Annotated in this window: 20 protein-coding genes and 1 pseudogene; 11 read left to right on the top strand and 10 right to left on the bottom strand. The window is 72.7% G+C overall.

What is annotated here, in order from left to right; all coding sequences use genetic code 11:
* Positions 1-9: 9 nt before the first annotated feature.
* The gene (locus tag OG199_RS28835; protein WP_405831930.1) at positions 10-2,187 is read right to left on the bottom strand and encodes an ATP-binding protein; all 2,178 of its coding nucleotides are present in this window, start codon (positions 2,185-2,187) and stop codon (positions 10-12) included.
* Between the two features lie 133 nt (positions 2,188-2,320).
* The gene (locus OG199_RS28830) at positions 2,321-2,983 is read right to left on the bottom strand and encodes a phosphotransferase (protein WP_356800591.1); all 663 of its coding nucleotides are present in this window, start codon (positions 2,981-2,983) and stop codon (positions 2,321-2,323) included.
* Between the two features lie 336 nt (positions 2,984-3,319).
* Between OG199_RS28830 and OG199_RS28825 the strand changes: the two genes are divergently transcribed.
* The 7 genes from OG199_RS28825 (at position 3,320) to OG199_RS28795 (ending at position 11,005) form a co-directional block, all read left to right on the top strand.
* A complete protein-coding gene (locus tag OG199_RS28825; RefSeq protein ID WP_405831928.1) occupies positions 3,320-4,591 on the top strand; it encodes a prenyltransferase/squalene oxidase repeat-containing protein in 1,272 nt (423 codons plus the stop codon).
* Positions 4,588-5,253 carry an SCO2322 family protein gene (locus tag OG199_RS28820; protein WP_356800589.1) on the top strand — a complete coding sequence of 222 codons (666 nt, stop codon included), beginning with the start codon at positions 4,588-4,590 and terminating at the stop codon, positions 5,251-5,253. Before OG199_RS28825 ends, OG199_RS28820 begins: the two co-directional genes overlap by 4 nt.
* A 324-nt stretch (positions 5,254-5,577) precedes the next feature.
* Positions 5,578-6,780, top strand: a complete 1,203-nt coding sequence (locus tag OG199_RS28815) for an energy-coupling factor transporter transmembrane component T (protein ID WP_405834702.1) — start codon at positions 5,578-5,580, stop codon at positions 6,778-6,780.
* The gene (locus tag OG199_RS28810) at positions 6,777-8,501 is read left to right on the top strand and encodes an ABC transporter ATP-binding protein (RefSeq protein ID WP_405831926.1); all 1,725 of its coding nucleotides are present in this window, start codon (positions 6,777-6,779) and stop codon (positions 8,499-8,501) included. The genes OG199_RS28815 and OG199_RS28810 overlap by 4 nt, the downstream gene beginning before the upstream one ends.
* Entirely contained in the window at positions 8,498-9,346 is an 849-nt protein-coding gene (locus OG199_RS28805; RefSeq protein ID WP_401798952.1) for an ECF transporter S component, read from the top strand. The genes OG199_RS28810 and OG199_RS28805 overlap by 4 nt, the downstream gene beginning before the upstream one ends.
* 376 nt (positions 9,347-9,722) lie before the next feature.
* A complete protein-coding gene (locus OG199_RS28800) occupies positions 9,723-10,136 on the top strand; it encodes a transglycosylase SLT domain-containing protein (RefSeq protein WP_356802586.1) in 414 nt (137 codons plus the stop codon).
* A gap of 284 nt (positions 10,137-10,420) precedes the next feature.
* A complete protein-coding gene (locus tag OG199_RS28795) occupies positions 10,421-11,005 on the top strand; it encodes a TerD family protein (RefSeq protein WP_356802584.1) in 585 nt (194 codons plus the stop codon).
* 81 nt (positions 11,006-11,086) lie between these two features.
* On the opposite strand, the gene OG199_RS28790 is transcribed toward OG199_RS28795, so the two are convergent.
* Positions 11,087-12,256, bottom strand: coding sequence for a steroid 3-ketoacyl-CoA thiolase (locus OG199_RS28790; protein WP_266698897.1), 1,170 nt, complete (start codon positions 12,254-12,256; stop codon positions 11,087-11,089).
* Positions 12,257-12,586: 330 nt separating this feature from the next.
* On the opposite strand from OG199_RS28790, the gene OG199_RS28785 reads away from it, so the two are divergent.
* Complete coding sequence (locus OG199_RS28785) at positions 12,587-13,822, top strand: cytochrome P450 (RefSeq protein ID WP_405831923.1); 1,236 nt, start codon at positions 12,587-12,589, stop codon at positions 13,820-13,822.
* A gap of 167 nt (positions 13,823-13,989) precedes the next feature.
* Here OG199_RS28785 and OG199_RS28780 read toward each other — a convergent pair whose 3' ends face one another.
* Positions 13,990-16,164: a bifunctional glycosyltransferase 87/phosphatase PAP2 family protein gene (locus OG199_RS28780; RefSeq protein ID WP_405831921.1), complete on the bottom strand. Its 2,175-nt coding sequence runs from the start codon at positions 16,162-16,164 to the stop codon at positions 13,990-13,992.
* 467 nt (positions 16,165-16,631) lie between these two features.
* Between OG199_RS28780 and proP the strand changes: the two genes are divergently transcribed.
* Both proP and OG199_RS28770 read left to right on the top strand, forming a co-directional pair.
* Positions 16,632-18,029: a glycine betaine/L-proline transporter ProP gene (proP, locus tag OG199_RS28775; protein WP_405831919.1), complete on the top strand. Its 1,398-nt coding sequence runs from the start codon at positions 16,632-16,634 to the stop codon at positions 18,027-18,029.
* A 141-nt stretch (positions 18,030-18,170) separates the two neighbouring features.
* Positions 18,171-18,842, top strand: coding sequence for an O-methyltransferase (locus OG199_RS28770; protein ID WP_356802576.1), 672 nt, complete (start codon positions 18,171-18,173; stop codon positions 18,840-18,842).
* 73 nt (positions 18,843-18,915) lie between these two features.
* On the opposite strand, the gene OG199_RS28765 is transcribed toward OG199_RS28770, so the two are convergent.
* The gene (locus OG199_RS28765; protein WP_356802574.1) at positions 18,916-19,311 is read right to left on the bottom strand and encodes a hypothetical protein; all 396 of its coding nucleotides are present in this window, start codon (positions 19,309-19,311) and stop codon (positions 18,916-18,918) included.
* A 132-nt stretch (positions 19,312-19,443) separates the two neighbouring features.
* Between OG199_RS28765 and OG199_RS28760 the strand changes: the two genes are divergently transcribed.
* Positions 19,444-19,848, top strand: coding sequence for a DUF1992 domain-containing protein (locus OG199_RS28760; protein ID WP_153290847.1), 405 nt, complete (start codon positions 19,444-19,446; stop codon positions 19,846-19,848).
* Positions 19,849-19,921: 73 nt separating this feature from the next.
* Here the strand turns inward: OG199_RS28760 and OG199_RS28755 are convergent, their stop codons facing one another.
* The 5 genes and pseudogenes from OG199_RS28755 to OG199_RS28735 form a co-directional block, all read right to left on the bottom strand.
* Positions 19,922-20,773, bottom strand: a complete 852-nt coding sequence (locus tag OG199_RS28755) for a hypothetical protein (RefSeq protein ID WP_405831917.1) — start codon at positions 20,771-20,773, stop codon at positions 19,922-19,924.
* 14 nt (positions 20,774-20,787) lie between these two features.
* Positions 20,788-21,432 (bottom strand): hypothetical protein, encoded by a 645-nt coding sequence (locus tag OG199_RS28750; protein ID WP_356802572.1) that lies wholly within the window; start codon positions 21,430-21,432, stop codon positions 20,788-20,790.
* Between the two features lie 67 nt (positions 21,433-21,499).
* Positions 21,500-21,781, bottom strand: a pseudogene (locus OG199_RS28745) (hypothetical protein); the annotation flags it as partial.
* A 244-nt stretch (positions 21,782-22,025) separates the two neighbouring features.
* The gene (locus OG199_RS28740; protein WP_401798962.1) at positions 22,026-24,035 is read right to left on the bottom strand and encodes a SpoIIE family protein phosphatase; all 2,010 of its coding nucleotides are present in this window, start codon (positions 24,033-24,035) and stop codon (positions 22,026-22,028) included.
* Between the two features lie 24 nt (positions 24,036-24,059).
* Complete coding sequence (locus tag OG199_RS28735) at positions 24,060-26,015, bottom strand: DHA2 family efflux MFS transporter permease subunit (protein WP_405834700.1); 1,956 nt, start codon at positions 26,013-26,015, stop codon at positions 24,060-24,062.
* Positions 26,016-26,386: the final 371 nt, after the last annotated feature.

Raw genomic sequence — 26,386 nt, 5'->3', positions numbered from 1 at the left:
CGCCGTGCGTCAGCACTCCCCCGCCGCGTGGTCCAGCCCCTCCTCGTACGGCATGGCGCGGCCCTCTTCGTACGCCCTCTTGTACGCGGTGTCGCCGATCTCGGCGCGGATGCGGCGTTCGTGGGAGCGGCGGTTGGCGAGCAGGTCGGGTGAGTTCATCTGCGCGCGGCCGGCGAGTTCCCAGACCCGCTCGCCGATACCGAGGAGCCGGGCCGCCCTGGGTCCGTCGCCGGCCGCGACGACGGCGGCGGCCAGGACGTCCAGCGCCATGGCCGTGCCCACGGTGTTGTGCAGCAGGGCGTGCCCGGCCAGCGCGGTACGGGCGTTGCCGACCGCCGCGCGGACCTCGCCGCGGGCCAGGTCGGTCTGCGCCAGGACCGTGTCGGCGAAGGCGCCCGCCCAGGACTCCCCGCACGCCGCCCCGGCCTCGCGCGTCTCCTCGGCCACGACGCGGGCCCGCTCGTACTCGCCCCGCAGCAGGTGCGTGAACGAGAGTGCCACCCTGACCTGGAGCTGGGCGGCTCCGAACGCGTCCGGTCTGATCGGCAGCCGGGGTGTGGCGGACAGCACGTCGACCGCCTCGGCCAGCCGGCCGCTCAGGGCCAGCTGACCGCCCGTGAGGTACGCGGCGGCCACCACGGCCACCGGGTCGGTCTGCTCGTCCGCCGCGTCCGTGCAGCGTTCCGCCCAGTGGGCCGCGACCGCGAGATCTCCCTGGAGCAGGGCCACCGCGCCCCGCGCCCACAGTGCGCGGGTGCGGTCGGGTCCGGGCTCCGGGTCGGTGGCGAGCACGAGGTCCAGGCAGTGCTGGGCGTCGCGCGGATAACCGCAGTGCCGCCACAGGAACCCGACGTCCGCCGCCATGCCCAGGGCGATCCTGCTGTCGGGGTCGGTGAGCGCACAGTCCATCGCGGCGCGGAGGTTGGCGTGTTCGGTGAGGGTGCGTTCGCACCAGGCGATCTGCCGTCCGGTGTTCCACTCGGCGCAGCCCTGGCGGGCCAGCCGCCGGAAGTGGTCGCGGTGGCGCAGGCGCAGGGCGTGCTCCTCGCCGAGGGCGCGCAGCCAGTCGGCGCCGAACTCGCGTACGGTGTCGAGGAGTCGGTAGCGGTCGGGGTCGGTGCGGTGGCGTTGCACGATGGACTGCTCGACGAGCCGGTCCAGCAGTCCGGGGATCCGTCCGGCGGGCAACGGGCCGCCAGCGCAGACCGCCTCGGCGGTGCCCGCGCAGAAGCCGTCCGCGAACACCGAGAGCCGGGCCCACAGCAGCCGCTCCAGCGGCGCGCAGAGTTCGTGACTCCAGCCGATCGCCGTGCGCAGGGTCCGGTGGCGCGGCTCTCCGCCGCCGCCGGGCGGCGCGCTGAGCAGGTCGAGCCGGGAGGGCAGCCGTTCGCCGAGGTGGCCGTGGAGCTGGGCGAGGGAGAGTTCGCGGAGCCGGGCGGCGGCCAGTTCGAGGGCGAGCGGGATCCCGTCGAGGCGGCGGCAGACGGACTCCGCCATGGGCCGGTTGGTGTCGTCGAGGACGAAGTCGCCTGCCGCTGCGGCCGCGCGCTCGGCGAAGAGGGTCACGGCGTCGTCGGCGACCGGCAACGGGTCCAGCGGCAGGACGAGTTCACCGGGCAGTGCGAGCGGCTCCCGGCTGGTGACGAGGATCCGCAGTCCGGGGAGGGCGGGCAGCAGGGTCTCGACGAGGGCGGCGCAGTCGGCGAGGACGTGCTCGCAGGAGTCGAGCACCAGCAGCAGCCGTTTGCCCCGGGCCCAGTCGGCCACCACGTCGGCGACCGGGCCGGTCGACTGGTCGGCGAGGCGCAGCGCCTCCACGACGGCGAGGCCGACCAGGCCGGCGGTGCGGAGCGGGGAGAGCTCCACCAGCCAGACGCCGTCGGGGTACGCGTCCTGGACACGGGCCGCCGCCAGCAGCGCGAGCCGGCTCTTGCCCACCCCGCCGACCCCGACGACGCTCAGGAGCCGGTGGACACCCGCCGCGGGGTCCAACTCCTGCTCCAGCCGGGCGAGTTCCTCGCGCCGTCCGACGAAGTCGCGCGTCTCGGCGGGCAGGTTGCCGGACCGGCCGCCGGTCGTCCCGTCCTCCGCGCCACCCTGCGAACCGCCGTCCGTCCCGTGGGCCCCGTCACCCCCGGCACGACCCGCAGCACCGCCCGTCACCCCGCCAGCCGCCTTGTCGGACACACCGACCAGTCTGACCGGATCATGGCCGCGCCCGACCCCTGTCCCCGGACTCGGACGAGAATCCGTCCACATCGGCTCGTTTCCGGGCACTTTCCGACGCCGCACGGTCAACTCCGCGCGAACGGGACGGTTCCTAGCAGGCCAGCGTGCGGACCAGGTCCTCGGCGTCACCGAGGAGCCGCACCTCACGTGCGCTCATCGTCGGATTGGCGGACCGCCGCCGCACGGCCTCCGTGAGACCGTCCCGCGTCACACAGTCGGTGTTCGCGTCGAGCATCGCGGCCAGCGTCTCCCCGGCCACCCCGGCCTGCGCCTCGCCGCCGACGGCGACCTGCGCGAGGATCACCGCGGACATGCCCCAGTCGAGACCGGGCGGGCCCTCCTCGGCGTTGGCCCAGTCGATGACCTTCGGACCGTCCGGGGTGAGCATCACGTTGTCGGGGTGCAGGTCCAGGTGCAGCACCCGGACGGCGGGGTCGGCGGAGAGCCGCGCGGGCACGGCGTGCAGCTTGCGCAGCAGCCGGGCGAGGGTGAGCCCGGCCTCCTCGGCGGAGAAGAGCCCCGCTCCGAACGCCTCCAGCATGGTCGGCCCCGTCAGCCGTTCCATCACGAGGTCGCCGCGGGTCGCCGCCCGTATCACCGGCACCGGATAGCCGTGCCGGCGTACGTGTTCCATCACCGTGGCCTCGGCCGTCGCGTCGCTCCAGCCCTCCCGGACCCGCCGCAGCACCCACATCTCGTCGATCTCGTAGACATCCGCCGAACGCCCCGAGCCGAGCAGTCTCCCCGTCCGCATGAGCCGAACCTAGCCGGTCGTGGGCCCCGCCCCACAGGCGGCGCCGGGGCGATTCCTACGGGCCGGTAGAGTGAGCGCGTCGTCATCACGCCCGTACGGGAGGAAGCCGGTTCAAATCCGGCGCCGGCCCTGTCCCCGAGCTCTCGGCTCCGTCCGAGCGGGGAGACCCCGCTCCGTGAACCGCCCGGCCGGCGGTGAGCCGGATCACCACGCCCGGGGACGTGAACGACTCGTGCCATCGGCAGCCCGCCGGTGGCCGGCACCGTCGAGGCACACGGAGCCGGAGCCGCTCGGGGCAGCCTGCGCCCGGTGCTGCCCGGTCCCGCAGGGAGAGTCATGATCGTTCGCCGCACCGCCGCGGTACTGGCAGCCACCGTCGTGATCGGTACGGCCCTCGTCCCGGCCGCTGTCGCCGACGGCTCCTCCCCGTCCCCCACCGCGTCCCGGGCGATACCCTCCGGCCTCTTCGGCAGCGCCGACCCCACCTACGACGGCGTGTGGCGGCAGTCCCTCGCCCTGCTCGCCCAGCACACGGTGGGCGAGCGGCCCGCGCCCAAGGCCGTCGACTGGCTGGCCGGACAGCAGTGCGCGAACGGCGCGTTCGCCGCGTACCGCGCCGACGCCGCCGCCCCGTGCGACGCCAGGACCATGGTCGACACGAACAGCACCGCGGCGGCCGTGCAGGCCCTCGCCGCGCTCGGCGGGCACGACGGCGGGACCCGCAAGGCGGTCGGCTGGCTGAAGTCCGTACAGAACAAGGACGGCGGCTGGGGCTACACGGCGGGCGGGGCGAGCGACGCGAACTCCACGTCCGTGGTGGTCGGGGCGCTGGCCGCGGCCGGCGGAACGCCCGGGGACGTGAAGTCCGAGGCGGGCAGTTCGCCGTACGACGCGCTGGTGAAGCTGTCGGTCGCGTGCGACGGCAAGAGCGCCGACGCGGGCGGCTTCGCCTACCAGCCGGACAAGCGGGGCGCGCTGGCCGCCAACGCGGACGCCACGGCCGCGGCGGTGCTGGGATCCCTCGGCAAGGGGCTCGTGACGACGGCGGGGAAGGCCCTCCCGCACGGCACCACCTGCGAGAAGACGGACACCCCGACCCCCGCGCAGGCCGCGGGCAACGGCGCCTTCCACCTCGCCCACCTGCTGCACGACACCCCGTACCTGAAGTCGGCGATGCCCGGCGCCAAGGACCGGCCCGACTACGGCAACACCGCGGACGCGGTCGTCGCGCTGGCCGCCCAGGGCGGGATCGCGGAGACGAAGAAGCCCCTCGCCTGGCTGGAGAAGAACTCCGGTCCCTGGGCGACGGCATCCGGTCCGGCCGCGTACGCGCAGCTGATCCTCGCCGCCCACGCCACCGGCACGGACCCGCGCGCGTTCGGCGGCACCGACCTCGTGGAGCGGCTCGGCGCGACGGGTCCGGCCGCCCAGGCGTCCGGCTCGACGGCCTCCGCCGACGCGAACGACAAGAACCAGAAGGACCAGAAGGACCAGAAGAAGGACGACGGCAAGGGCGTCAACGTCTGGTGGATCATCGGTGTCGGTCTCGTCGGCGGTATCGGCATCGGCTTCCTGATCAGCGGACGCTCGAAGAAGCAGCAGCCGTGAGCCGGCGCCGCGCGACGGCCCCTGCCCTGCTCCTCGTCCCCCTGCTCCTCGCCCCGCTGCTGCTCGTCCTCACCGCGGCCGGTCAGGCGCAGGCCGTCGGCTACCGCTACTGGTCCTTCTGGGACCGGACCGGCGGCACCTGGACGTACGCGACGCAGGGCCCGTCGACCGCGCGGCCGTCCGACGGGGACGTCGAGGGGTTCCGCTTCGCGGTGAGCGAGGACTCGCAGGACGCCTCGAAGCCGCGCGGGAACGCGGACTTCGCGTCCGTCTGCGCCGGCACCGGGGCACGGACGGGCACCAAACGGGTGGCCCTGGTCCTCGACTTCGGCACGGCGGCCGACGCTCCCTCCGGAGAGACACCGCCGGCGCCGCGTACCGCCTGCGCCCGGGTCCCCTCCGACGCGACGGCGGCGGACGCCCTGGCCTCGGTGGCCAAGCCCCTCCGCTACGACACCAACGCCCTGTTGTGCGCCATCGCGGGCTACCCGCGAACCGGATGCGGCGAGCAGGTCTCGGCCCCGCACGAGCCGACGGCCTCCGCCCGACCCCGGTCCGGGGCACCCCACCACGGCCCGTCGGCGGGCCTGCTCGCGGGCCTCGGCGCGGTGGTCCTCCTCGGCGCGGCCGCGATCTGGCAGGCCCGCCGCCGCCGGGGCTGAGCCGGGGTGACCAGGATGACGACAGGCAACAACGGGGAGCGGCGCGCCGCGGCGGCGGCCGACCGGTGCGGGACCCGCCGGGGGCCCGCGGCACCGGCCACGCCCTTCGTGCCGCCGGCGCCCACCGGCCCCGCCGCGCCGTCAGCACCGTCAGCGCCGTCAGCGCCGTCAGCGCCGGTCGATCCCACCGTGCCCGCCTCCCGGCCCGCACCGCCCGTGTCCGACGCTCCGGAGACACCCGGTGAACCGGGCACACCCGCCGCCGCGACCGGCGCCCGGCCGACCCGGCTCCCCCGGGCGGGGTCCGGCTCCCCCGGGTCCGCCATGCGCGCCGCGCCCGCCGTGCCGGACGACGGCCGTGGCGGGCGTCGGCGGCCACCTCGTACCCACGCGCCGCGGGCGCACCGCGGCAACGCCCTGCACCCCGGAGCCTGGTGGATCTGGGCGCTGGGCCTGGGCACCGCCGCCTCCCGTACCACCAACCCGCTGCTGCTCGCCCTCCTCGTCGGCACGGCCGGATACGTGGTGGCGGCACGCCGCACCTCGGCCCCCTGGTCCCGCTCGTACGGCGCGTTCGTCAGACTCGGTATGGCCGTGCTCGGCATCCGTCTCGCCTTCGCGGTCCTCCTCGGCTCCCCCGTCCCCGGCTCGCACGTCCTCGTGACACTCCCCGAGGTCCCCCTCCCGCAATGGGCGCAAGGCATCCGTATCGGTGGCCGGGTCACCGCGGAGGGCCTGGTCTTCGCGCTCTACGACGGCCTGAAACTGGCCACGCTCCTCATCTGCGTCGGCGCGGCGAACGCCCTCGCGAACCCGGCACGGCTCCTGAAGTCCCTGCCGGGCGCGCTGTACGAGGCGGGTGTCGCGGTCGTCGTCGCGCTGACCTTCGCACCGCACCTGATCGCGGACGCGCAACGGCTGCGCGCCGCCCGTCGACTGCGCGGCCGCCCCGACCGGGGCCTGCGCGGACTGCTGCAGGTCGCCCTCCCCGTCCTGGAGGGCGCGCTGGAGCGTTCGGTCGCGCTCGCCGCGGCGATGGACGCGCGCGGCTACGGCCGGACCGCCGAGGTGGCGCCCGCCGTCCGCCGCACCACCGCCGTCCTGACGCTGGGCGGCCTGGTCGGCGTCTGCGCGGGCACGTACGGGCTGCTGACCGCCGAGGGCGACGGTTACGGACTGCCCGTGCTGCTCGCCGGGCTGGCCGCGGCGCTGGGCGGCCTGTGGCTGGGCGGCCGGCGCTCCCCGCGTACGCGCTATCGCCCGGACGTATGGGACGCGCGGGCGTGGCTGGTGGCCGGGTCCGGTGTCGCGGTCGCCGCCGGGCTGATCGTCTGCACCGCGTACGACCCCGTGGCGCTGCGCACCGGTGTCGTCCCCCTGGTGGCCCCGGCCCTGCCCCTGTGGCCCGCGGCCGCCGTGCTGCTCGGTCTGCTGCCCGCCTTCGTCGCCCCCGTTCCCGGACAGCCCCGCTCGCCCGGAAAACGCCCGGCCGCCCAGGAATCCGCCGCCCCCGAGGAGCCCTCATGATCCGCTTCGAGGATGTCTCCGTGACGTACGACGGAGCGGCCGGACCCACCGTCCAGGGCGTGGACTTCGAGGTGCCCGAGGGAGAACTGGTGCTGCTCGCCGGGCCCTCCGGAGTCGGCAAGTCCACCGTTCTCGGCGCGGTCGGCGGTCTCGTCCCGCACTTCACGGGCGGCACCCTGCGCGGCCGTGTCACGGTGGCCGGCCGGGACACCCGTACCCACAAGCCGCGCGAACTCGCCGATGTGGTCGGCACGGTGGGCCAGGACCCGCTGTCCCATTTCGTGACGGACACGGTCGAGGACGAACTCGCCTACGGCATGGAGTCGCTGGGCCTCGCACCCGCGGTGATGCGCCGCCGCGTCGAGGAGACCCTCGATCTGCTGGGTCTCGCCGACCTGCGTGACCGGCCGATCGCCACCCTCTCCGGCGGCCAGCAGCAGCGGGTCGCCATCGGCTCGGTCCTCACCCCGCATCCACGGGTCCTGGTCCTCGACGAGCCCACGTCCGCCCTGGACCCGGCCGCCGCCGAGGAGGTCCTCGCCGTCCTCCAGCGCCTCGTCCACGACCTCGGGACGACCGTGCTGCTGGCCGAGCACCGCCTCGAACGCGTCATCCAGTACGCCGACCGCGTCGCCCTCCTCCCCTCCCCCGGCACCCCGCCGCTCCTCGGCACCCCGGCCGAGATCATGGCCGTCTCCCCGGTGTACCCGCCGGTGGTGGACCTGGGCCGGCTGGCCGGCTGGTCCCCGCTCCCGCTCACCGTGCGCGACGCGCGGCGCAGGGCGGGAGCGCTGCGCGAGCGGCTCGCGGAGCTCGCGCCGCCGGCACCCGGGCTTCTCCCCCCGCCGGGCGTCCCCGCCGACGGGCCACCGCGGCATCCCCGGCCCTTGCCGCCCGTCCGCCGGCGTCCGCGTCTCCTCCGCGGGCGCACCCCCGCCTCCCCGGCCGCGCCCGCACCGGCCGCCGTCGTCGAGGGTCTCGCCGTCCGCCGCGGTCAGGTCGAGGCGCTCCGGCGCGTGGATCTGACCGCCGCCGCCGGCGGGATCATCGCGCTGATGGGACGCAACGGAGCAGGCAAGTCCACCCTGCTCGGCACGCTGGTGGGGCTGGTCGAACCGGCCGCCGGTTCGGTCCGGGTCGGGGGCGCGGTCCCGCACCGGACGGCACCCCAGGACCTGATCCGGCGCGTGGGACTCGTACCGCAGGAGCCACGGGATCTGCTGTACGCCGACACGGTCGCCGCCGAGTGCGCCGCGGCCGACGCCGACGCGGGCGCCGAGGCCGGTACCTGCCGGGCGCTGGTCTCCGCGCTGCTGCCCGCGATCACCGACGACACCCATCCCCGGGACCTGTCGGAGGGGCAGCGGCTGGCGCTGGCGCTGGCCGTCGTGCTGACGGCCCGCCCCCCGCTGCTGCTCCTCGACGAACCGACCCGGGGCCTCGACTACGCGGCGAAGGCCCGGCTGGTCACCATCCTGCGCGAGCTGGCCGCCGAAGGGCACGCCATCGTGCTGGCGACCCACGACGTGGAGCTCGCCGCCGAACTCGCGCACCGCGTGGTCGTCCTCGCGGACGGCGAGGTCGTCGCCGACGGCCCGACCGCCGAGGTGGTCGTCGCGTCCCCGTCCTTCGCCCCGCAGGTCACGAAGGTGCTGGCCCCGCAGCCGTGGCTCACGGTCGCCCAGATCAGGGACGCGCTCGCAAGGGACGCGCTCGCATGACCGCGTCCGGCGCCCCACGGCGACCCGCCCCGCACCAGCCCCAGGTCCGTGCCGTCCGTCTGGGCCCCCGCTCGCTCGCCGCCCTCTGCCTGGTGAGCGTCATCGGCGTCGCCGGATTCGGCTGGCCGCTCTTCGCGGACCCCGCCTCCCAGGTCGGCACCCACGCGCAGGACGCGCCCTGGCTGTTCGCGGGGCTGCTCGTCCTGCTCGTCGCGGTCGTGGCCGCGACAATCTCCGAGTCCGGCCTGGGCCCGAAGGCGGTGGCCATGCTCGGGGTGCTGGCCGCGACCGGCGCCGCCCTGCGGCCGATCGGGGCCGGGACCGCCGGGATCGAGCCGATGTTCTTCCTGATGGTGCTGAGCGGACGGGTGCTCGGGCCGGGGTTCGGGTTCGTGCTCGGTTCCGTGACCATGTTCTCGTCCGCGCTGCTCACCGGCGGGGTGGGGCCGTGGATGCCGTTCCAGATGCTCGCCATGGGCTGGTTCACGATGGGCGCCGGGCTGCTGCCCGGACCGGACCGGCTGCGCGGGCGCGCCGAGCTGTCGCTGCTCGCCGTGTACGGGTTCCTGGCCGCCTTCGCGTACGGCACCGTCATGAACCTGGAGGGCTGGCCGTTCATGAACGCGCTGGCCTCGAACGTCGCCTTCGACCCGCACGCCGGCGTCCCCGCGAACCTGGCCCGTTTTCTCGCGTACTGCGTGGCCACCTCGCTCGGCTGGGACCTGGGCCGCGCCGTGGTGACGGTCGTTCTCACGCTCACGCTGGGCGCGCCGCTCCTCAGGGCGCTGCGCCGGGCCACCCGGCGGGCCGCCTTCGAGACGCCCGTCACGTTCGACCCCCGCTGATCTGCGGCGCCCGTCACACCGGACGGACGCGCTCCGCACATCCGTGTGCGCGCTGCGCGAGGTGGAGAGTGAAGCAGCCCACAGGACGTTGGTCACATCCGAGGCGCGATAGTAGTGATTTCGAGTGTCATGCACGCGTCCTTATGCCCTCTGACCTGGGGTTTGAGAGCCAGATCACATAAGGCACTTTCTCCTCGGATGCGACCACCACTAGTAAAAGGGGGTCATTGCGGGCGGGCCTCGAGCCTGTTTCTCTGAAGCCGTCGCGAGGCGCCGACGAACCCACCGGGGTCGCGGCACCGACGTACGCAGCCACCACGCACCCCGTGGTTCCGGCCTACCGCGACGGTCGTGTCCCCGAAGAAAAAGGTTCTCCGTGTCCGTCTCCTTCATCCGCCGCATCGCCTCTCCGAAGAAGGCCCTCACCACCGCCGCCGTGGCCGCCGCCACCGTCGGCATGGCTCTGGCCGCGGCTCCCGCCCAGGCCGCCACCACCTCGGCCTCCTCCGCCCAGTCGATCGCGCACGAGATGATTCCGGACGCCGCGCAGTTCACCGCCTTCAGCAAGATCGTCGAGCGCGAGAGCGGCTGGGACCCCAGCGCGACGAACTCCGCCTCCGGCGCCTACGGTCTGGTCCAGGCCCTGCCCGCGTCGAAGATGTCGTCCGCCGGCTCCGACTGGAAGACCAACCCCGCCACCCAGATCAAGTGGGGTCTGGACTACATGAACTCCCGCTACGGCAGCCCGGTCGGCGCCTGGAGCTTCTGGCAGGCCCACAACTGGTACTGAGCAACCCCCACCGCACGTGAAGGCGGCGGCCCCCGATCCCCGGGGCCGCCGCCTTCGCCTGTCATGGGCCAGGGGCGGGGGTCCGGGAGGTCAGCCGGTACGCCCGCACGTCTTCTGAACGTTCCTGTCCACGACGCCATGGGGTCGTTCCACCCGGGCATCCGAGCGTGCGCGGCGGTCGTCTTCCGTGGACGGGAGCCCTCCTTGGGCTCACCCGGCTTCCGACGCCCGCGGGGCTCCGGGCAGACTTCGTCGGAGCAGTCCCATGACCAGGAGGATCACGCATGATCACGCTCACGAAGGAAGACGGCCCCGCGGACCTCGACGGGGTGACCCATCTGTCCATCGGGGTGTCCTGGGACCCCACCGCCGGATCGAGCGGCGGACTGATGGGGAAGCTCCGCCGGCAGGCAGGGACCGACCTCGACCTGATAGCCATCGCGATGCAGGGTCCGGACCCGGTGCGGCTGGCGGGCCTCGACTCCCTGGACCCGCTGGGCAACGGCTCGTTGGTGCACAGCGGTGACAACCAGACCGGCCGCGGTGACGGCGACGACGAGACGGTGACCGTCGAGTTCGCCCGGGTGCCGGCCAACGTCACGTCGATCGTGTTCGTCGCCGCCGCGTTCAAGAAGAGCAGTTCCTTCCAGAAGGCGCGCAACATCAGCATCAAGGTGTACGACGCGACCGGGGGCACCACCCAGCAGGTCGCCGACATCTGGCCGAGCCTGCTCAGCAACGACAACGGCTGCGCCGTGGCCAAGGCGATAAGGGTCGGCGGGGTCTGGAAGCTGGAGGTGATCAACCAGACGGGCCGGATCAAGCAGGGTGACGAGCGGGACCTGATGCGCTTCGCGGTGAACAAGTAGGGGCACGAGCAGGGACACGCTCCGGGCATGGGGGCTGACCTGTACGTCAGCCCCCACCCGGCACGCCGCCGGGCGCCCCGGCTACAGCCGCTGAATGATCGTCCCGGTCGCCAGTGCCCCGCCCGCGCACATGGTGATGAGGGCGAACTCCTTGTCCCTGCGCTCCAGTTCGTGCAGAGCCGTCGTGATCAGGCGCGCCCCCGTGGCCCCCACCGGATGCCCCAGGGCGATCGCGCCCCCGTTCACGTTGACCTTCTCCAGATCCTGCTCGAAGACCTGGGCCCAGCTCAACACCACCGAGGCGAAGGCCTCGTTGATCTCGACCAGGTCGATGTCCCCGAGCGACATGCCGGCCTTGCCGAGTACGGCCCGTGTCGCGTCGACGGGTCCGTCCAGGTGGAAGTGCGGGTCGGCGCCGACCAGCGCCTGGGCCACGATCCGGGCCCGCGGCCGCAGTTTCAGCGCCCGCGCCATCCGCTTCGAGGCCCACATGATCGCGGCGGCTCCGTCCGAGATCTGCGACGAGTTGCCCGCCGTGTGGACGGCCGTGGGCATCACCGGCTTGAGGCGCGACAGTGCCTCCGCCGACGTGTCGCGAAGTCCCTCGTCGCGGTCGACGAGTCGCCACATGCCCTGCCCGGCGCGCTGTTCGTCCTCCGTCGTGGGGACCTGCACGGCGAACGTCTCCCGCTTGAAGCGCTCCTCCGACCAGGCCACGGCCGCCCGCTCCTGCGAGACGAGACCGAGCGAGTCGACGTTCTCGCGCGTCAGCCCGCGGCGACGGGCGATCCGCTCCGCCGCCTCGAACTGGTTGGGCAGGTCCACGTTCCACTCGTCGGGGAACGGCTTCCCCGGGCCGTGCTTGGATCCCGAGCCCAGCGGCACCCGCGACATCGCCTCGACGCCGCAGGAGATGCCCACGTCGATCACCCCCGCCGCGATCATGTTGGCGGTCAGGTGCGAGGCCTGCTGCGAGGAGCCGCACTGGCAGTCGACGGTCGTCGCGGCGGTCTCGTAGGGCAGGCCCATGGTGAGCCACGCGGTCCGCGCGGGGTTCATCGACTGCTCCCCGGCGTGCGTCACCGTGCCGCCGACGATCTGCTCGACGCAGTCGGCGTGGATGCCGGTGCGGCCGAGGAGTTCACGGTAGGTCTCGCCCAGGAGGTAGGCGGGGTGGAGATTGGCGAGCGCGCCGCCGCGCTTGCCGATGGGGGTGCGTACGGCTTCGACGATCACGGGTTCCGCGGCCATGGGGCTAGGTCCTCTCCTCGCTGACCCGCGCAGCGCGGGGCGTCCCGGCCCACCCACCGCGCCGAACTAGAACGTGTACTAGTTCTCCGTGCAGTCTGCTGAGCGGAGCCCCCGTGCCGCAAGGGGCGTGCAGGCCCCGAAGTCGCCATCCGGGCCGCCTCCGCGCGCAATTGAGGGTGCCGCACCCCTTGCGACTTGTAGAACCCGTTATTACCTTCACGGCAATTCCCTCCTCCTGATGGGTCGTCAGACCATCGGGGACCCGGTCGTCTGAGCACGGCCGCGAGAACACCGTCGTCACAACGGAACGCGTGAGACCTGGAGTTGCCGATGCCCTGTCCAGCGCTGCCCGACGGGTTCGACTTCACCGACCCCGACCTGCTGCACCACCGTGTGCCCCTGCCGGAGTTCGCCGAGCTGCGCCGGGCCGAACCGGTCCGCTGGATACCCCAGCCGCCCAACCTGGCCGGCTTCCAGGACGAGGGCTACTGGGCGGTGACCCGGCACGCGGACGTCAGGTACGTCTCCACGCACCCCGAGCTCTTCTCCTCGTCCCTCAACACCGCGATCATCCGCTTCAACGACCACATCGAGCGCGACGCGATCGACGCCCAACGGCTGATCCTGCTCAACATGGACCCGCCCGAGCACACCCGCGTCCGCCAGATCGTGCAGCGCGGTTTCACCCCCCGGGCCATCCGGGCGCTGGAGCAGCGGCTGCGCGACCGCGCCCACACGATCGTCGAGGGCGCGCGCGCCCACTCCGGCCCCTTCGACTTCGTCACCGAGGTCGCCTGCGAACTGCCCCTCCAGGCGATCGCCGAGCTGATCGGCGTCCCGCAGGACGACCGGGTCAAGATCTTCGAGTGGTCCAACCGGATGATCGCGTACGACGACCCGGAGTACGCCATCACCGAGGAGGTCGGCGCCGAGTCGGCCACCGAACTCATCTCGTACGCCATGAACATGGCCGCGGACCGCAAGCAGTGCCCGGCGAAGGACATCGTCAGCACGCTGGTGGCGGCCGAGGACGAGGGCAACCTCGGATCCGACGAGTTCGGCTTCTTCGTGCTGATGCTGTCGGTCGCCGGCAACGAGACCACCCGCAACGCCATCACGCACGGCATGCACGCGTTCCTCACCCACCCCGAGCAGTGGGAGCTCTACAAGCGCACCCGTCCGGCGACCACCGCCGAGGAGATCGTCCGCTGGGCGACCCCGGTGGTCTCCTTCCAGCGCACGGCGACCCAGGACACCGAGGTCGGCGGCAAGCTCATCAGGAAGGGCGACCGGGTCGGCCTCTTCTACGCCTCCGCCAACCACGACCCCGAAGTGTTCGCGAACCCCGACGAGTTCGACATCACGCGTGATCCCAACCCGCACCTCGGCTTCGGCGGCGGAGGCCCCCACTACTGCCTCGGCAAGTCCCTGGCCGTCCTGGAGATCGACCTCATCTTCCACGCGATCGCCGACGCGATGCCGGACCTCTCCCTGGTGGGCGACCCGCGCCGGCTGCGCTCGGCGTGGATCAACGGCGTCAAGGAGCTCCAGGTCGACGCCGGCTGACCCCGGCACCGTCTCGGGCCGACGGCCTCCCGGCGTCCGTCGGCCCGTCCCGCGGGAGGCAGGGGCAGCCCCCTACGCTCCGCCCCTGCCTCCCCCGAGGGCCGGACCCGGGACCGCGACCCGCGTGCCGGTGATCGGCGCGGGACCAGCGCCGGACCGGCGCCGAATCAGCCCGCCGTACGCCCCGCCGGGCTGTCTGCGGGGCTGTCCGCCGGGCTGTCGTCCGTGCGACTGCCTTCCCGGCTGCCCGCGGCACGCTCTGCGGGACCGCCTGCCGGGCTGTCCGCGGGACCGGCACCCGGACTGCCCGTCGCCTGGGCCGGCACCTTCGCGCCGCCCTCCACGGCCCGCACCAGCGGTCGCGGCCTCGGACCCTGGAGGAGGTGGGTCAGGCCGAAGCCCGCGGCGACGACCGCCGCGCCGCCCACCGCGTCCAGCACCCAGTGGTTGCCGGTCGCCACGATCGCCGAGACGGTGAACAGCGGGTGCAGCAGACCGAGCGCCTTCATCCACCACTTGGGCGCCAGGATCGCGATCACCAGTCCGCACCACAGGGACCAGCCGAAGTGCAGCGAGGGCATCGCCGCGTACTGGTTGGTGAGCGCGGTCAGCGTGCCGTAGTCCGGCTTGGAGAAGTCCTGCACGCCGTGCACGGTGTCGATGACGCCCAGCCCCGGCATCAGGCGCGGCGGCGCCAGCGGATAGAGCCAGAAGCCGACGAGCGCGAGCAGCGTGGCGAAGCCGAGCGCCGAGCGTGCCCAGCGGTAGTCGCCGGGACGGCGGGTGTAGAGCAGGGCGAGGACGGTGAGCGGGACGACGAAGTGGAACGACTCGTAGTAGAAGTCGAAGAAGTCCCGCAGCCACTCGACCTTGAACACCGCGTGGTTGGCCCAGTGCTCGATGTCGAGGTGCAGGAACCGCTCGATCGAGAGTATCTGGTCGCCGTGGTGCTCGGCGGTGGCCCGGCCGCCCGCGTTGGTGCCGCCCGTCGCGGCCAGCCTGACCTGCTGGTAGGCGGAGTAGCCGACGCGGATCAGAAGCAGTTCGAGCAGCAGGTTCGGGCGGGTGCGGACGCGGCGGAGGAAGGGCAGCAGCGGCACCCGCTTCCATCGGGTGGGGACGGGCTCCGCGTAGTCCGTGGGAATCGGCGCCCGGTAGTACTCCGAGGTGCGGGAGAGGAACGGCACGACCGTGGCGGCGGCGAGCGCGGCGAGCAGCACCACGTTGTCGCGCAGCGGGTAGACCGCCGCCATGTTCGGCAGCATCATCTTCGCGGGCAGGGTCATGACGAGGATGACGGCGACGGGCCACATGGCGCGGTCCGAGGCCTTCCTGCCGACCCGGCCGACCAGCGCGAGCAGGACCCACAGCAACTGGTGCTGCCAGGTGGTGGGCGAGACGGCGACGGCGACGCAGCCGGTGATCGCCACGGCCAGGAGCAACTGCCCGTCCTTGGCGTAGCGCACGGCACGGCGCAGGCCCAGGACCGCGACTGCCGCGCCGAGCAGCAGGAACAGGCCGATCTCCAGCGGGCCGTTGAGGCCGAGGCGCAGCAGCGCGCCGTGCAGCGACTGGTTGGTGAGGTCGTCGGCGTCCCGGCCGAGCCCGACGCCCGCGAGGTGGTGCACCCAGTACGTGCGGGAGTCGTGGGGCATCGCGGCCCAGGCGAGGGCGGTGCAGGCGGCGAAGGTGAGCGCGCCGGACACGGCGGCGCGGCGGCGCCCGGTGAACCAGAGCAGCGGGGCGAAGAGCAGCACGGTGGGCTGCAGTGCCGCCGCGAGGCCGATCAGGACGCCGCTCGCCCGTTCCCCGCGGACCGTGAAGCAGGCCAGCAGGACGAGCAGGACCGGGATGATGCTGGTCTGGCCGAGGTAGAGGGCGTTGCGCACCGGCAGTGACAGCATCAGCAGGCTGATGGCCACGGGTGCGGCGAGCAGTGAGGTGCGCCGGCTCACGGGCTGCGGCAGGGCGCGCGCCGCGACCACGCCGAGCGCGACGACCAGCGACAGGCTGCCGAAGGTCCATCCCCAGCCGAGCCCCTGTTCGGCGGCGCGGGTGAGGGGCTTGAGGACGAGTCCGCCGAAAGGGGTTCCGGTGAACTGCGTCGAGTCGTACAGAGACCCCTTCACATGAAGGACGCCCTCGGGCCCGACCCAGGTCTCCAGGTCGGTCAGCCGGTCCCCTTTGGGGGTGCTCAGGACGACGGCGACCTGTCGTACCGCGAGGACCGCGGCGATCAGCCACAGCCCTATCCGGATCGTGCGTAGCCGTGCCTTCGCCGATTCCGCCGCCCCCGCCCCGAAGGCACCACCCGCTCGCCCACCGTGCTCCACATTCGCCACGCCCCGTCGGCCCTCCCGCCCCGTTCGTCCCGCGTATCCCGTGCGCCGGTGTCTGTCCGGACCCTAAGAGGCTCGCACTGCCCCCGTGGAAGGACGCAGGCAACCCCCTCTTCACCTGACGTCCCCCCGCCTTTTGTCCGGATGACGATAGTGCGGGATCGGTTCGGTTCCCCCCTCGGTCTGCGACATGGATCACATTCACCCGCGACAAAGGTCACAGACCGGCCACTCGAAGCCGGCGCCCGGCGGGCCCGTCGCTCCTGCGCACACGGTGTTTGCGCACGTTGCGCGCAGGGTCGCCCACGGCACGTGACGCACGAGAGCGACCCTATGGTCGCTTTTTGGTCTGTCCCGGGTCATCCCCTGGGGCGGACCACGTCCTTGTCCCCGTCGAAAGGCAGGCGAGCGGAATCTTGCCCTCCGTCACTCCCGTCGCTCCCGTCCCTCCCGTCAGGCTCCGGCCCCCCGTGCCGACGGAGGTCACCGTCACCGACCCCGCCCTGGTGAAGCGCGCCGTGAAGGCCGCCGCCCTCGGCAACGCGATGGAGTGGTTCGACTTCGGTGTCTACAGCTACATCGCGGTGACGCTGGGCAAGGTCTTCTTCCCGTCCGGCAACCCCACCGCGCAGCTGCTGTCCACCTTCGGCGCGTTCGCGGCGGCCTTCCTGGTCCGGCCGCTGGGCGGCATGGTCTTCGGACCGCTGGGCGACCGCATCGGCCGCCAGAAGGTCCTGGCGCTCACCATGATCATGATGGCGGCGGGCACCTTCGCGATCGGTCTGATCCCGTCGTACGCGACGATCGGCGTCGGCGCTCCCCTGCTGCTGCTCGCGGCCCGGCTGGTGCAGGGCTTCTCCACCGGCGGCGAGTACGCGGGCGCCTCCACCTTCATCGCCGAGTACGCGCCCGACAAGAAGCGCGGCTTCTTCGGGAGCTGGCTGGAGTTCGGCACGCTCGCCGGATACATCGGCGGCGCGGGCCTGGTCACCCTCATGACCGCCTTCCTGTCCACCGAGGACCTGCTGGCCTGGGGCTGGCGCGTGCCGTTCCTGATCGCGGGACCGATGGGCGTCATCGGGCTGTATCTGCGGATGCGCCTGGAGGAGACCCCGGCGTTCGCGGCGGAGCTGGAGAAGGCCTTGAAGAAGGAGAAGGACCGCCCCAAGGTGCCGCTGCGCGTGATGCTCGCCGGGCAGTGGCGCGCGCTGCTGCTCTGCGTCGGCCTGGTGCTGGTCTTCAACGTCACCGACTACATGCTGCTGTCGTACATGCCGAGCTATCTGACGAGCGAGCTGAAGTACGACGAGACGCACGGCCTGCTGGTCGTCCTCGGTGTGATGGCGCTGATGATGATCGTGCAGCCCTTCGCGGGCGCGCTGACCGACCGGATCGGCCGCCGCCCGGTGATCGCCGCCGGATGCGCCGGATTCCTCGCGCTGTCCGTCCCGGCCATCCTGCTCATCCGCCAGGGCAGTCTGCTCGCGGTCGCGCTCGGCATGGGCGCGCTGGGTCTGCTGCTGGTGTGCTTCACCTCCGCGATGCCGGCCGCGCTGCCCGCGCTCTTCCCGACGAAGGTCCGCTACGGCTCGCTCTCCATCGGCTTCAACGTCTCCGTCTCGCTCTTCGGCGGCACGACTCCGCTGGTGGTCACGGCGCTCATCGGGGCGACCGGGAACATGATGATGCCCGCGTACTACATGATGGCCGCGGCCGTGATCGGCGGCGTGGCGGTGTGGTTCATGTCCGAGTCGGCCGGCCGGCCGCTGCCGGGCTCCGCGCCGGCCGTCGAACCCGGCACCCGGCCCGACGACGCCGCGCCCGGCGCCGGCCCCGGCACCCCGCGCGCCGCCGGGGCGGACGCCTGACCCCTCCCCGCCGGTCGGCCGGTGTCACCCCCGCGCACGGAGGATCACTCCGTCATGCGGCTGACAAGCGCGGGCTGCGCGACTAGATTCGTCCACGAAACTAGTTAGCGCTTCTAACTAGGCATACGAAAGGCATGGTGCATGAGCGAGTCGCAGTTGTGGAACGACGTCGACGACTACTTCACCGCCCTCCTCGCCCCCGCCGACGAGACCCTGACCGCCGCACTGCGCGACAGTGACGCCGCCGGGCTTCCGAAGATCAACGTCGCGCCGAACCAGGGCAAGCTGCTCCAGCTCCTCGCCCGGATCCAGGGCGCGCGCCGCATCCTGGAGATCGGCACCCTCGGCGGCTACAGCACGATCTGGCTGGGCCGCGCACTGCCCGCCGACGGCCGGCTGGTGACCTTCGAGTACGACGCCACCCACGCCGAGGTCGCCCGCCGCAACCTCGCCCGCGCCGGCCTCGACCGGATCGCGGAGGTGCGGGTGGGACCCGCGCTGGAGTCGCTGCCGAAGCTGGCCGACGAGAACCCGGAGCCGTTCGACTTCGTCTTCATCGACGCGGACAAGGTGAACAACCCGTCCTACGTGGAGTGGGCCCTCAAGCTCACCCGTCCCGGCAGCCTGATCGTCGTCGACAACGTCGTGCGCGACGGTCACGTGGCCGACGCCGGCAGCACCGACCCGAGCGTGCGGGGCACCCGGGCCGCACTGGAACTGATCGCCGCCCACCCCCGGTTGAGCGGTACGGCGATCCAGACGGTGGGCAGCAAGGGGTACGACGGGTTCGCGCTGGCCCGGGTCCTCGACTAGGGCGTGCCAGGCGTCGCGAGGCAGGCGGGACTTTCGCCACACGCCCTGGGGCACCGGTCCCGCTCCTCGGGTTCTAGCGCTCGTGGTAGAAGCCCACGTTCACGCTCTGCGGGCCGGTGCGGTCGAAGATGACGATCTCTCCGGAGCTGCCCGCGGGGAGCTGCGCCGTCCCGCCGTACGCGACGGGCTGGGTGGGCATCCCGGCGACGGTCAGCCGGACCTCGGAGGAGGGGTCCGGCCGGGAACCGTGCAGCCAGGTGACCTGCCAGGAGCCCTCCGGACCGCACAGGAACTCCAGATGGACGCGGGAGACGAACAGCCAGTCGTCGGGGGTGGCGAGCCGGCACACGGTCCGGTCCCGGCCCACCCGCAGCACGGCGCCGGGGTCGCTCGGTGCGTCGGCCATCAGCATTCCGGCCGTCGCACCCGCGTCCGCCCCGGTGACCGAGGCCATGGTGAGTTCGAGCACGTGCGCTCCTTCGCGTACCGGTGATTCGTCCCACCGGTTCAATCGTCCTGGTACCGGGCGTGGTTGACGCGCCGCCGCCGCATGATAATTCGCCCGATCGTCCGCTCGGGCGTCCTCCGGCACAATGGACGTATGACCGAGCGCAAGCCACCCGGCGTCAGCTTCGAGTCCTGGGTCGACCGGCAGATCCGCGAGGCGGAGGCACGCGGTGAGTTCACGGACCTCCCCGGCGCGGGAAAGCCGCTGCCCGAGGTGACCGACACGTCGTACGACGAACTGTGGTGGATCAAGCGGAAGATGGCCCGCGAGGGCCTGTCGGTGCTGCCCCCGACACTGGCCCTGCGCAAGGAGGCCGAGGACGCGCTCGCGGCGGCGTCGGCGGCGCCCTCGGAGCGGGCCGTGCGCCGGATCGTCGAGGACATCAACGCCAAGATCCGCGAGGTCATGTTCAAGCCGCCGCCGGGGCCTCCCCTCGGCCTCAAGCCCTATGACGTGGACGAGATCGTCCGGGACTGGCGCGAGCGCCGGGCCGGGTGACCCCGTCGACGCGTGAGGCCGCGCCCCGGAACATGGTCCGGGGCGCGGCCTCACGATCGCCGTTCGGTGCCGCTCAGAGGTGCAGCAGGCGGTCCGTGACCTCACGGTAGTCCCGCAGGGCCAGGCGCAGCTGCTCGGTGTCGGACGCCTCGTCCGCACCGGCCTTCTCCCAGGACGTGCGCAGCGTGCGCCGGCGCCGGGCCATCGCGTCCGTGAACTGTGCCGTGAGCTCCTCGAGGACATGGTCGGCCTCCTCGACGGACGCCCGCGGCCCGTCGACGAACCCGCCGACCGCGTGCCGCATCCGCAGCGCGAACTTGTCGCACGCGTCGTGCGACAGCAGCGTGGTGTCGTCCGCTCCGGAGACGCCGTTCTCACGCGCCGTGCCCGGGGCGTGCGCGCCGGTGCGGGCGGGCTCGCCGGAGCTGTCTCCGGCGCGCCCGGCGGCCGGGGTCGCGGTCCCGGTCCCGCGGGAACCCTTGGCCTCACGAGAGGTGGTCGCCTCCGTCGAGGTGGTCGCCTCTCGGGAGCCCAGGGGGACCAGTGTGCGCGGCGTCACGGCGTGCTCGCCGGTGGTGGATGCGGCCCGGTCCGGTGTCTCACGGTGATCGTCCGCGGTCGCGCCGGACGGGGCCGCAGTCTGACGGGAGGGCGTGGGGAAGGGGGTGCGCGCGGCCGTGTCGCGCTCACCCGGACCGGCTGCCCGGTCCGGGGTGTCGCGGTGGGTGTCCGCGGCCTCGCGGCCACGACCGCGCTCGTCCCCTCGTACCGCCGTGCCCTCGGTCCTCTCGGCCTCGGTCTTCTCTGTCGTCTCGTGCTGCGGCGTCGTCCCGTCCTTCGGGGTCCGTGCGGCGGGTGTCGCCTCCGCGTCACCCTTCAGTACCTCGCGGCGGGTCGCCATGTCCTTGGCTTCGTCCGGTGTCATGTCATTCACCTTCCTCAACTCCCCTTCACCTGGCGCCTGGTGAGCGCCCACGGCGTCCGGGATCGGTTGTCGGGAGCCGGGTCCGGCCGGCCGGCGGCGGTGTCCTGGCGCTTCGTGGACACCAGTTCCTCGAAGAGGGCGCGGGCCTCGATCATGGCCTCGCGGAGTTCCTCCGTGCCGGCGCGGTCGTCCTGGGTGGGGCTGTGCGTGGCCTCGTGAACCCGCCGGTAGCCGTGGACACGGTGTCCGTGGTGGACCGAGAGTGCCTCCAGCCGCTCCTCGTAGCGCTCGCCGTCGGGGAAGCCGCGCTCACCGGCCACCTCGCCGAGCAGCCGGTCCGCCTCGGCCACCGCGTCCTGCGGCGAGTCGACGAAGCGTTCCTGGGCGGCCGTCCAGCGGGCCGTGTACTGCTCGCGGGCCGCCGCCTCCAACGGCCGCTGCCGCAGCGTGCCGTGGCGCTTGACGCGCTCGGCGAGGTCACGCTCGGCGGCCCTGGCGTCGCCGTCGTGCCGGGCGACGGCCCGGTCGTACTCGGGCCCGAAGCGCCGCCGCAACGTGCGTCCGCCCTGCGGCCTGCGGGCGAGGAGGGTCAGGGCGGCTGCGACAACGGCAACGGCCGCCACGATCACGATCAGAGCGATGATGACGCCTGTGGACATGGATGCCTTCCGGGGTTTCTCGACCCAACGGGCCGGTTCGCGGATCGGGTTGCCCGGAAGTACGCCTTCAAACGGGGCCGGCCGCGCCCGGTCCCGCGCGGCTGTCCCGCCGCAGGGCTCCTCGCGTCCTCTCGAAGTACGCCCGCGCGTCCGGACGTCCGCACATCTGCCCGGACGGTGACGCGTGGGGGCCGCCAGACGGCCCGGCCCGGTGCGGGCCGTCTCGCAGCCGAACGGGCGCCGACGCGTGGGAACTGATCACACCGCCGTCGCTGAGCACGATGTACACGCCGTTGGCGTCGAGCCCGGCGTCGTACCCCCTCGTCTCCAGCGTGGCCAGGGACGAGTGGTCCTTCCGAAGCCCCCATGGGAGGTCGGATGCGGCACCCGCGCCTGCTCCCGCGGGACGACCGGCCGGACCCGCTGTTCGCTGCGCCCCGTGAGACGGCGCCCGGGCAGGAGGTGTTCATCGGGTTCCCGTCCGCACTTGGCAGCAGGGCGATCGGCGCGCCACGGGAGTCCTCAAGTCCCCGCGGCGCGCGCCTGCTTGAGGTGGGACCAGCGCGGTGACCCGGGTTGCCGGTGGCCCGGTGTCAGGTGCGTCGCACGACGAGCACGGCCACGTCGTCGAGGTGGTCCACCGCAACCGCGGCGTCGAGGATGCGGTCGGCGGTCTCCTCGGCGTTCAGTCCGTCCCGGAGTGCTTGGGCGGCCAGTGTTCCGGCTCGGTCCAGGCCGGCCTCCAACGTGAGGCCCGGGCCCTCGACCAGGCCGTCGGTGACCATGACCAGCGCGCTGTCCTCCTCCAGGGTGAAAGTCCCCTCGCTGTACTCGATGTCGGACATGACTCCGAGGACCGGCCCCCCGGGCAACTCGCGGACGCTGTGGCTGCCGTCCTCGCGCGCGCTCAGCACCGGCACATGGCCGGCACTGGCGCCGGTGACCCGTCCGTCGCCCGGGTCGATGTGCAACATGGTGCAGCTGGCGAAGCGTGCCGCGTCCATCGTGACGAGCAGTTCGTTGGTGCGCGTCAGCACCGTCGCGGGATCCGGTTCGCGGGCGGCGATCGCCCGCATGGAGGCGCGCACCTGTCCCATGGCCGCGGCGGCGTCCACGTCGTGCCCCTGGGCGTCGCCGATCTCCAGGGCGACCGCGCCGTCGGGCAGGACGAAGGCGTCGTACCAGTCTCCGCCGATGTCCAGTCCGTGCCGGCTCGGCCGGTAGCGGGCGGCGACCTCCAGGGCCGGGAGGTGCTCGGGCAGCGTGGGGAGCATGGTCTTCTGCAGCGCGGTGGCCAGCTCGACTCGTGCCTCTTGCGACCTGATGCGCCTCAGTGCCTGGCCCGCGAGGTCGGCCAGGGTGCCCATGAGGGTTATTTCGTCCACGGACGGCCGGTGTCCGCTGCTGTGGGTCACCAGCCACGCCCCGAGCGGCTGATCGCCCGACTCGCTGAGGGGGGTGATGGAGACCGCGTAGTCGGATCCCAGCCGGGCGAGCTGAGGGAATTCGGTCCCGTGCGGCCAGCGGTGGACGTAGTCCCGCCGGCTGGGGATGAACTGTGGTCGGCCGGTGCGGATCGCTTCGGGAACCGGGCTCGGATGGTCCAGCGGCAGGCCGTGCATCGCCTCGACCTCCCACAGTGCTATCCCGCCGTCGGTGGAGACGCGCAGGCGGCCTTCTTCGACGAGTGCGAGCAGGGCGCCGGTGGCGCCGAAGGTCGCGGCGAGCCGGGTCAGGGCGATCTGCTTCAGCTCCTGCCCGGTGGCCGCGGTGATCAAGGCCGCGGAGAAGTCGGCGACGTCCTTGGCACGCTGTCGCTCGGCGGTCAGTGCGGCCTGCGCCTTCTTCTTGCGCTTCACCTGCTTGGTGTCGTCGCGGACCACCCCGAAGATCCGTTCGGGACCTCCGTACCCCAACTGGATCCGACGCGCCTGAGCGGCCAGCTGGTGCCAGCCGTCGTGCTGGGTGAGGTACCGCACCCCCACCCAGGGGGACTGAGGGGAGGTCGAGCGCAGGAGCTGCCGCAACGCCTGCCTGTCGGCGGAGTGCACCGCCGAGATCACTGCGGAAAGGGACGCGGTGGGATCCGGGAAGAGCGCGGCCACGGCGGGTGCGCCACCGAGCCACTCCAGACAGCGGTCCCCGGCCGAATACATCCACAGGCCCAGGTCGGCTGCCTTGGTGGCCATCCGGAACGGGATCAGCAGGCTCGCAAGGTCGTTCCGCGCATCCAGGGCGTGCACCCAGACCAGCTGCTCGTCACTGGTGGGGTCCTTCACCGGTCGCGCCTCGACCAGGGAGGCGACGGGTGCTGCTCCGTCCTGCGCGGGGAAGTCCAGCACCTGCATGGCGACCGTGTTCGTCCTGGCGGCGTGGAGCACGAGACTCTGGGCCGACATCCGCTGGTTGGCGGGCCACAGATCACCGAAGTCACGTCCCCGGCACTGTTCCCCCCACAGGTCGGCCAGGTCACGCCCATGGCAGTGCTCCGCCGGCCTGCCGAGCGCCGCGGCCATCGCGGCGTTGAGGCCGCGGACGGCACCGTCCATCGTCACCAGAGCCGCCGGGTCGGTGCTTCCGAGGAGTTCGTCCAAGGCGTTCATCTGTGACTCCCACAGGAGGGACGGTCAGGTCATCGGCTCCTGCGGTCGCGGCACCGAGCCGTCGTGCGGGCGCTCCGCGTCCGAGCCCGACATCTCCGCGTTCAGCTCCTCGACCAGCCTGACCAGGTCCGTCGGGCGGTCCGGACCCCACCAGTCACCCAGCAGCTCGGCGAGGGACTCCTCACGGGCCTTCGCCAGACTCCCGGCGGCCTCACGGCCCTCGTCGGTGAGCACGAGGTCGAGACCCTCCCGGTCGACGAGGCGGCGCACCTCCAGCTGACGGGCCGCGGCGAGCACCACGGGCAGCGGTACGGTGCTGCCCTCGGCCAGCTGCGCCGGCTCGGCCCAGCCGTACTTCCTGATCCGCAGCAGCAGCCAGCTCGCGGCGGGCAGCAGGTCGTATCCGGCCCGCGCGGTGATCTTCTCGTAGACCGCGCGCCGTCCCTCCCGGGTGCCCAGCACCGACAGCGCGCGGCACACCTCGTCGTACGACGACCGCTCCACCGGATTGGTGGCGAGCGTCTCGGTGAGGTCCGGCGCCGTGACCGATCCCCGCAGCGGGTCCTCGCGCAGGAACCAGGCCAGGACGAAACCGAGCAGGGCGACCGGGGCCGCGTACAGGAAGACGTCGGTGATCGACGAGGCGAACGCGTGCAGGATGGGCTGGCGCAGCGTGGGCGGCAGGCCCGAGATGCCCTTCGGATCGGCCTTGAGGCTGTCCGGAGAGATGCCGGGCGGCAGTTGCCGTCCGCTCAGCGCGGCCGTGAGTTTGTCGCCGAGGCGGCTCGCGAAGACCGTGCCGAAGATCGCCACGCCGAACGAGGCGCCGATGGAGCGGAAGAAGGTCGCGCCGGAGGTGGCGACGCCCAGGTCCTCGTACGAGACCGCGTTCTGCACGATCAGGACCAGAACCTGCATCACCAGGCCGAGCCCCAGGCCGAAGACGAAGAAGTACGCGCTCATGCGGCCGGTGCTGCTGTGCTCGTCGAGCTGGTGCAGCAGGAGCAGACCGATGGTGGTGATGCCGGTGCCGGCGACGGGGAACACCTTCCAGCGGCCGGTGCGGCTGACGATCTGGCCGGAGACCGTGGACGAGAGCAGCAGACCGAACACCATGGGCAGCATGTGCACGCCGGACAGGGTGGGCGACACGCGCTGGACGACCTGGAGGAACGTCGGCAGGTAGGTCATCGCCCCGAACATCGCGAAGCCGACGATGAAACTGATCACCGCGGAGAGGGTGAAGGTCCGGATACGGAAGAGTTTCAGGGGCAGGACGGGTTCGGCCGCGCGCCGCTCCACGCCCACGAAGACCACGGCGAGGGCCACGCCGAGCGCGGCGAGGCCGATGACCTGCGGCGAGCCCCAGCTCCAGGTGGTGCCGCCGAGTGAGGCGACCAGGACCAGACAGGTGGCGACCGCGGCGATGAGAAAGGTGCCGAGGTAGTCGATGACGTGCTTGGCGGCCTTGGCGGGGATGTGCAGGACGGCCGCGATCACGACCAGCGCGACGACGCCGACGGGGAGGTTGATGTAGAAGACCCAGCGCCAGCTGAGCTGCTCGGTGAAGAGTCCGCCGAGCAGCGGGCCGAGCACGCTCGTCGCGCCGAACACGGCGCCGAACAGGCCCTGGTACTTGCCCCGTTCGCGGGGCGAGACGATGTCGCCGACGATCGCCATGGACAGCACCATGAGGCCGCCGCCGCCCAGGCCCTGCAGGGCCCGGAAGCCGATCAGCTCGCCCATGTTCTGTGCCATGCCGCACAGCGCGGAGCCGATCAGGAAGATCACGATCGCGGTCTGGAAGAGTTTCTTGCGGCCGTACTGGTCGCCGAGCTTGCCCCACAGCGGGGTCGCCGCGGTCGAGGCCAGCAGATAGGCGGTGACCACCCAGGACAGGTGCTCCAGGCCGCCGAGGTCGCTGACGATGGTGGGCAGCGCGGTCGACACGATCGTCTGGTCCAGGGCGGCCAGCAACATACCGAGCAGCAGTGCGCCGATCGAGACGACCACGCCGGCGTGGACCGTCTCCTGGGCGTCGGTGGCGGCCGCGGAGCGCCTTCGTTCGGCGGACTCGTTCACGGCGTACGGGGGTGTGTCGGGGTGCACGCCGTGCGGGTCGCCGTACGGGGCTCGCTGCGTGTCTCCCCGCTTGTCGCCCTGTACGTCGCCGGGTATCTCGCCCGTCATTCGCACCTCCCATGGCCCCCGAGGGTCTCGGTCACCCTCCATGTTGGTCGTTATGTCCGTTTGCGGCCTGTCGAGCCGGAGGGAGGTGTTCCGGGGGCTCCCGGAAGAAGGCGGTGGACGTCTGGATAGCCTCGGGAGCTGAGCGGGGGATCTTCAGGGGA

The organism is Streptomyces sp. NBC_01176 (assembly GCF_045039825.1).
GTDB lineage: Bacteria > Actinomycetota > Actinomycetes > Streptomycetales > Streptomycetaceae > Streptomyces.
This window is presented reverse-complemented; position numbering and strand designations above follow the sequence as displayed.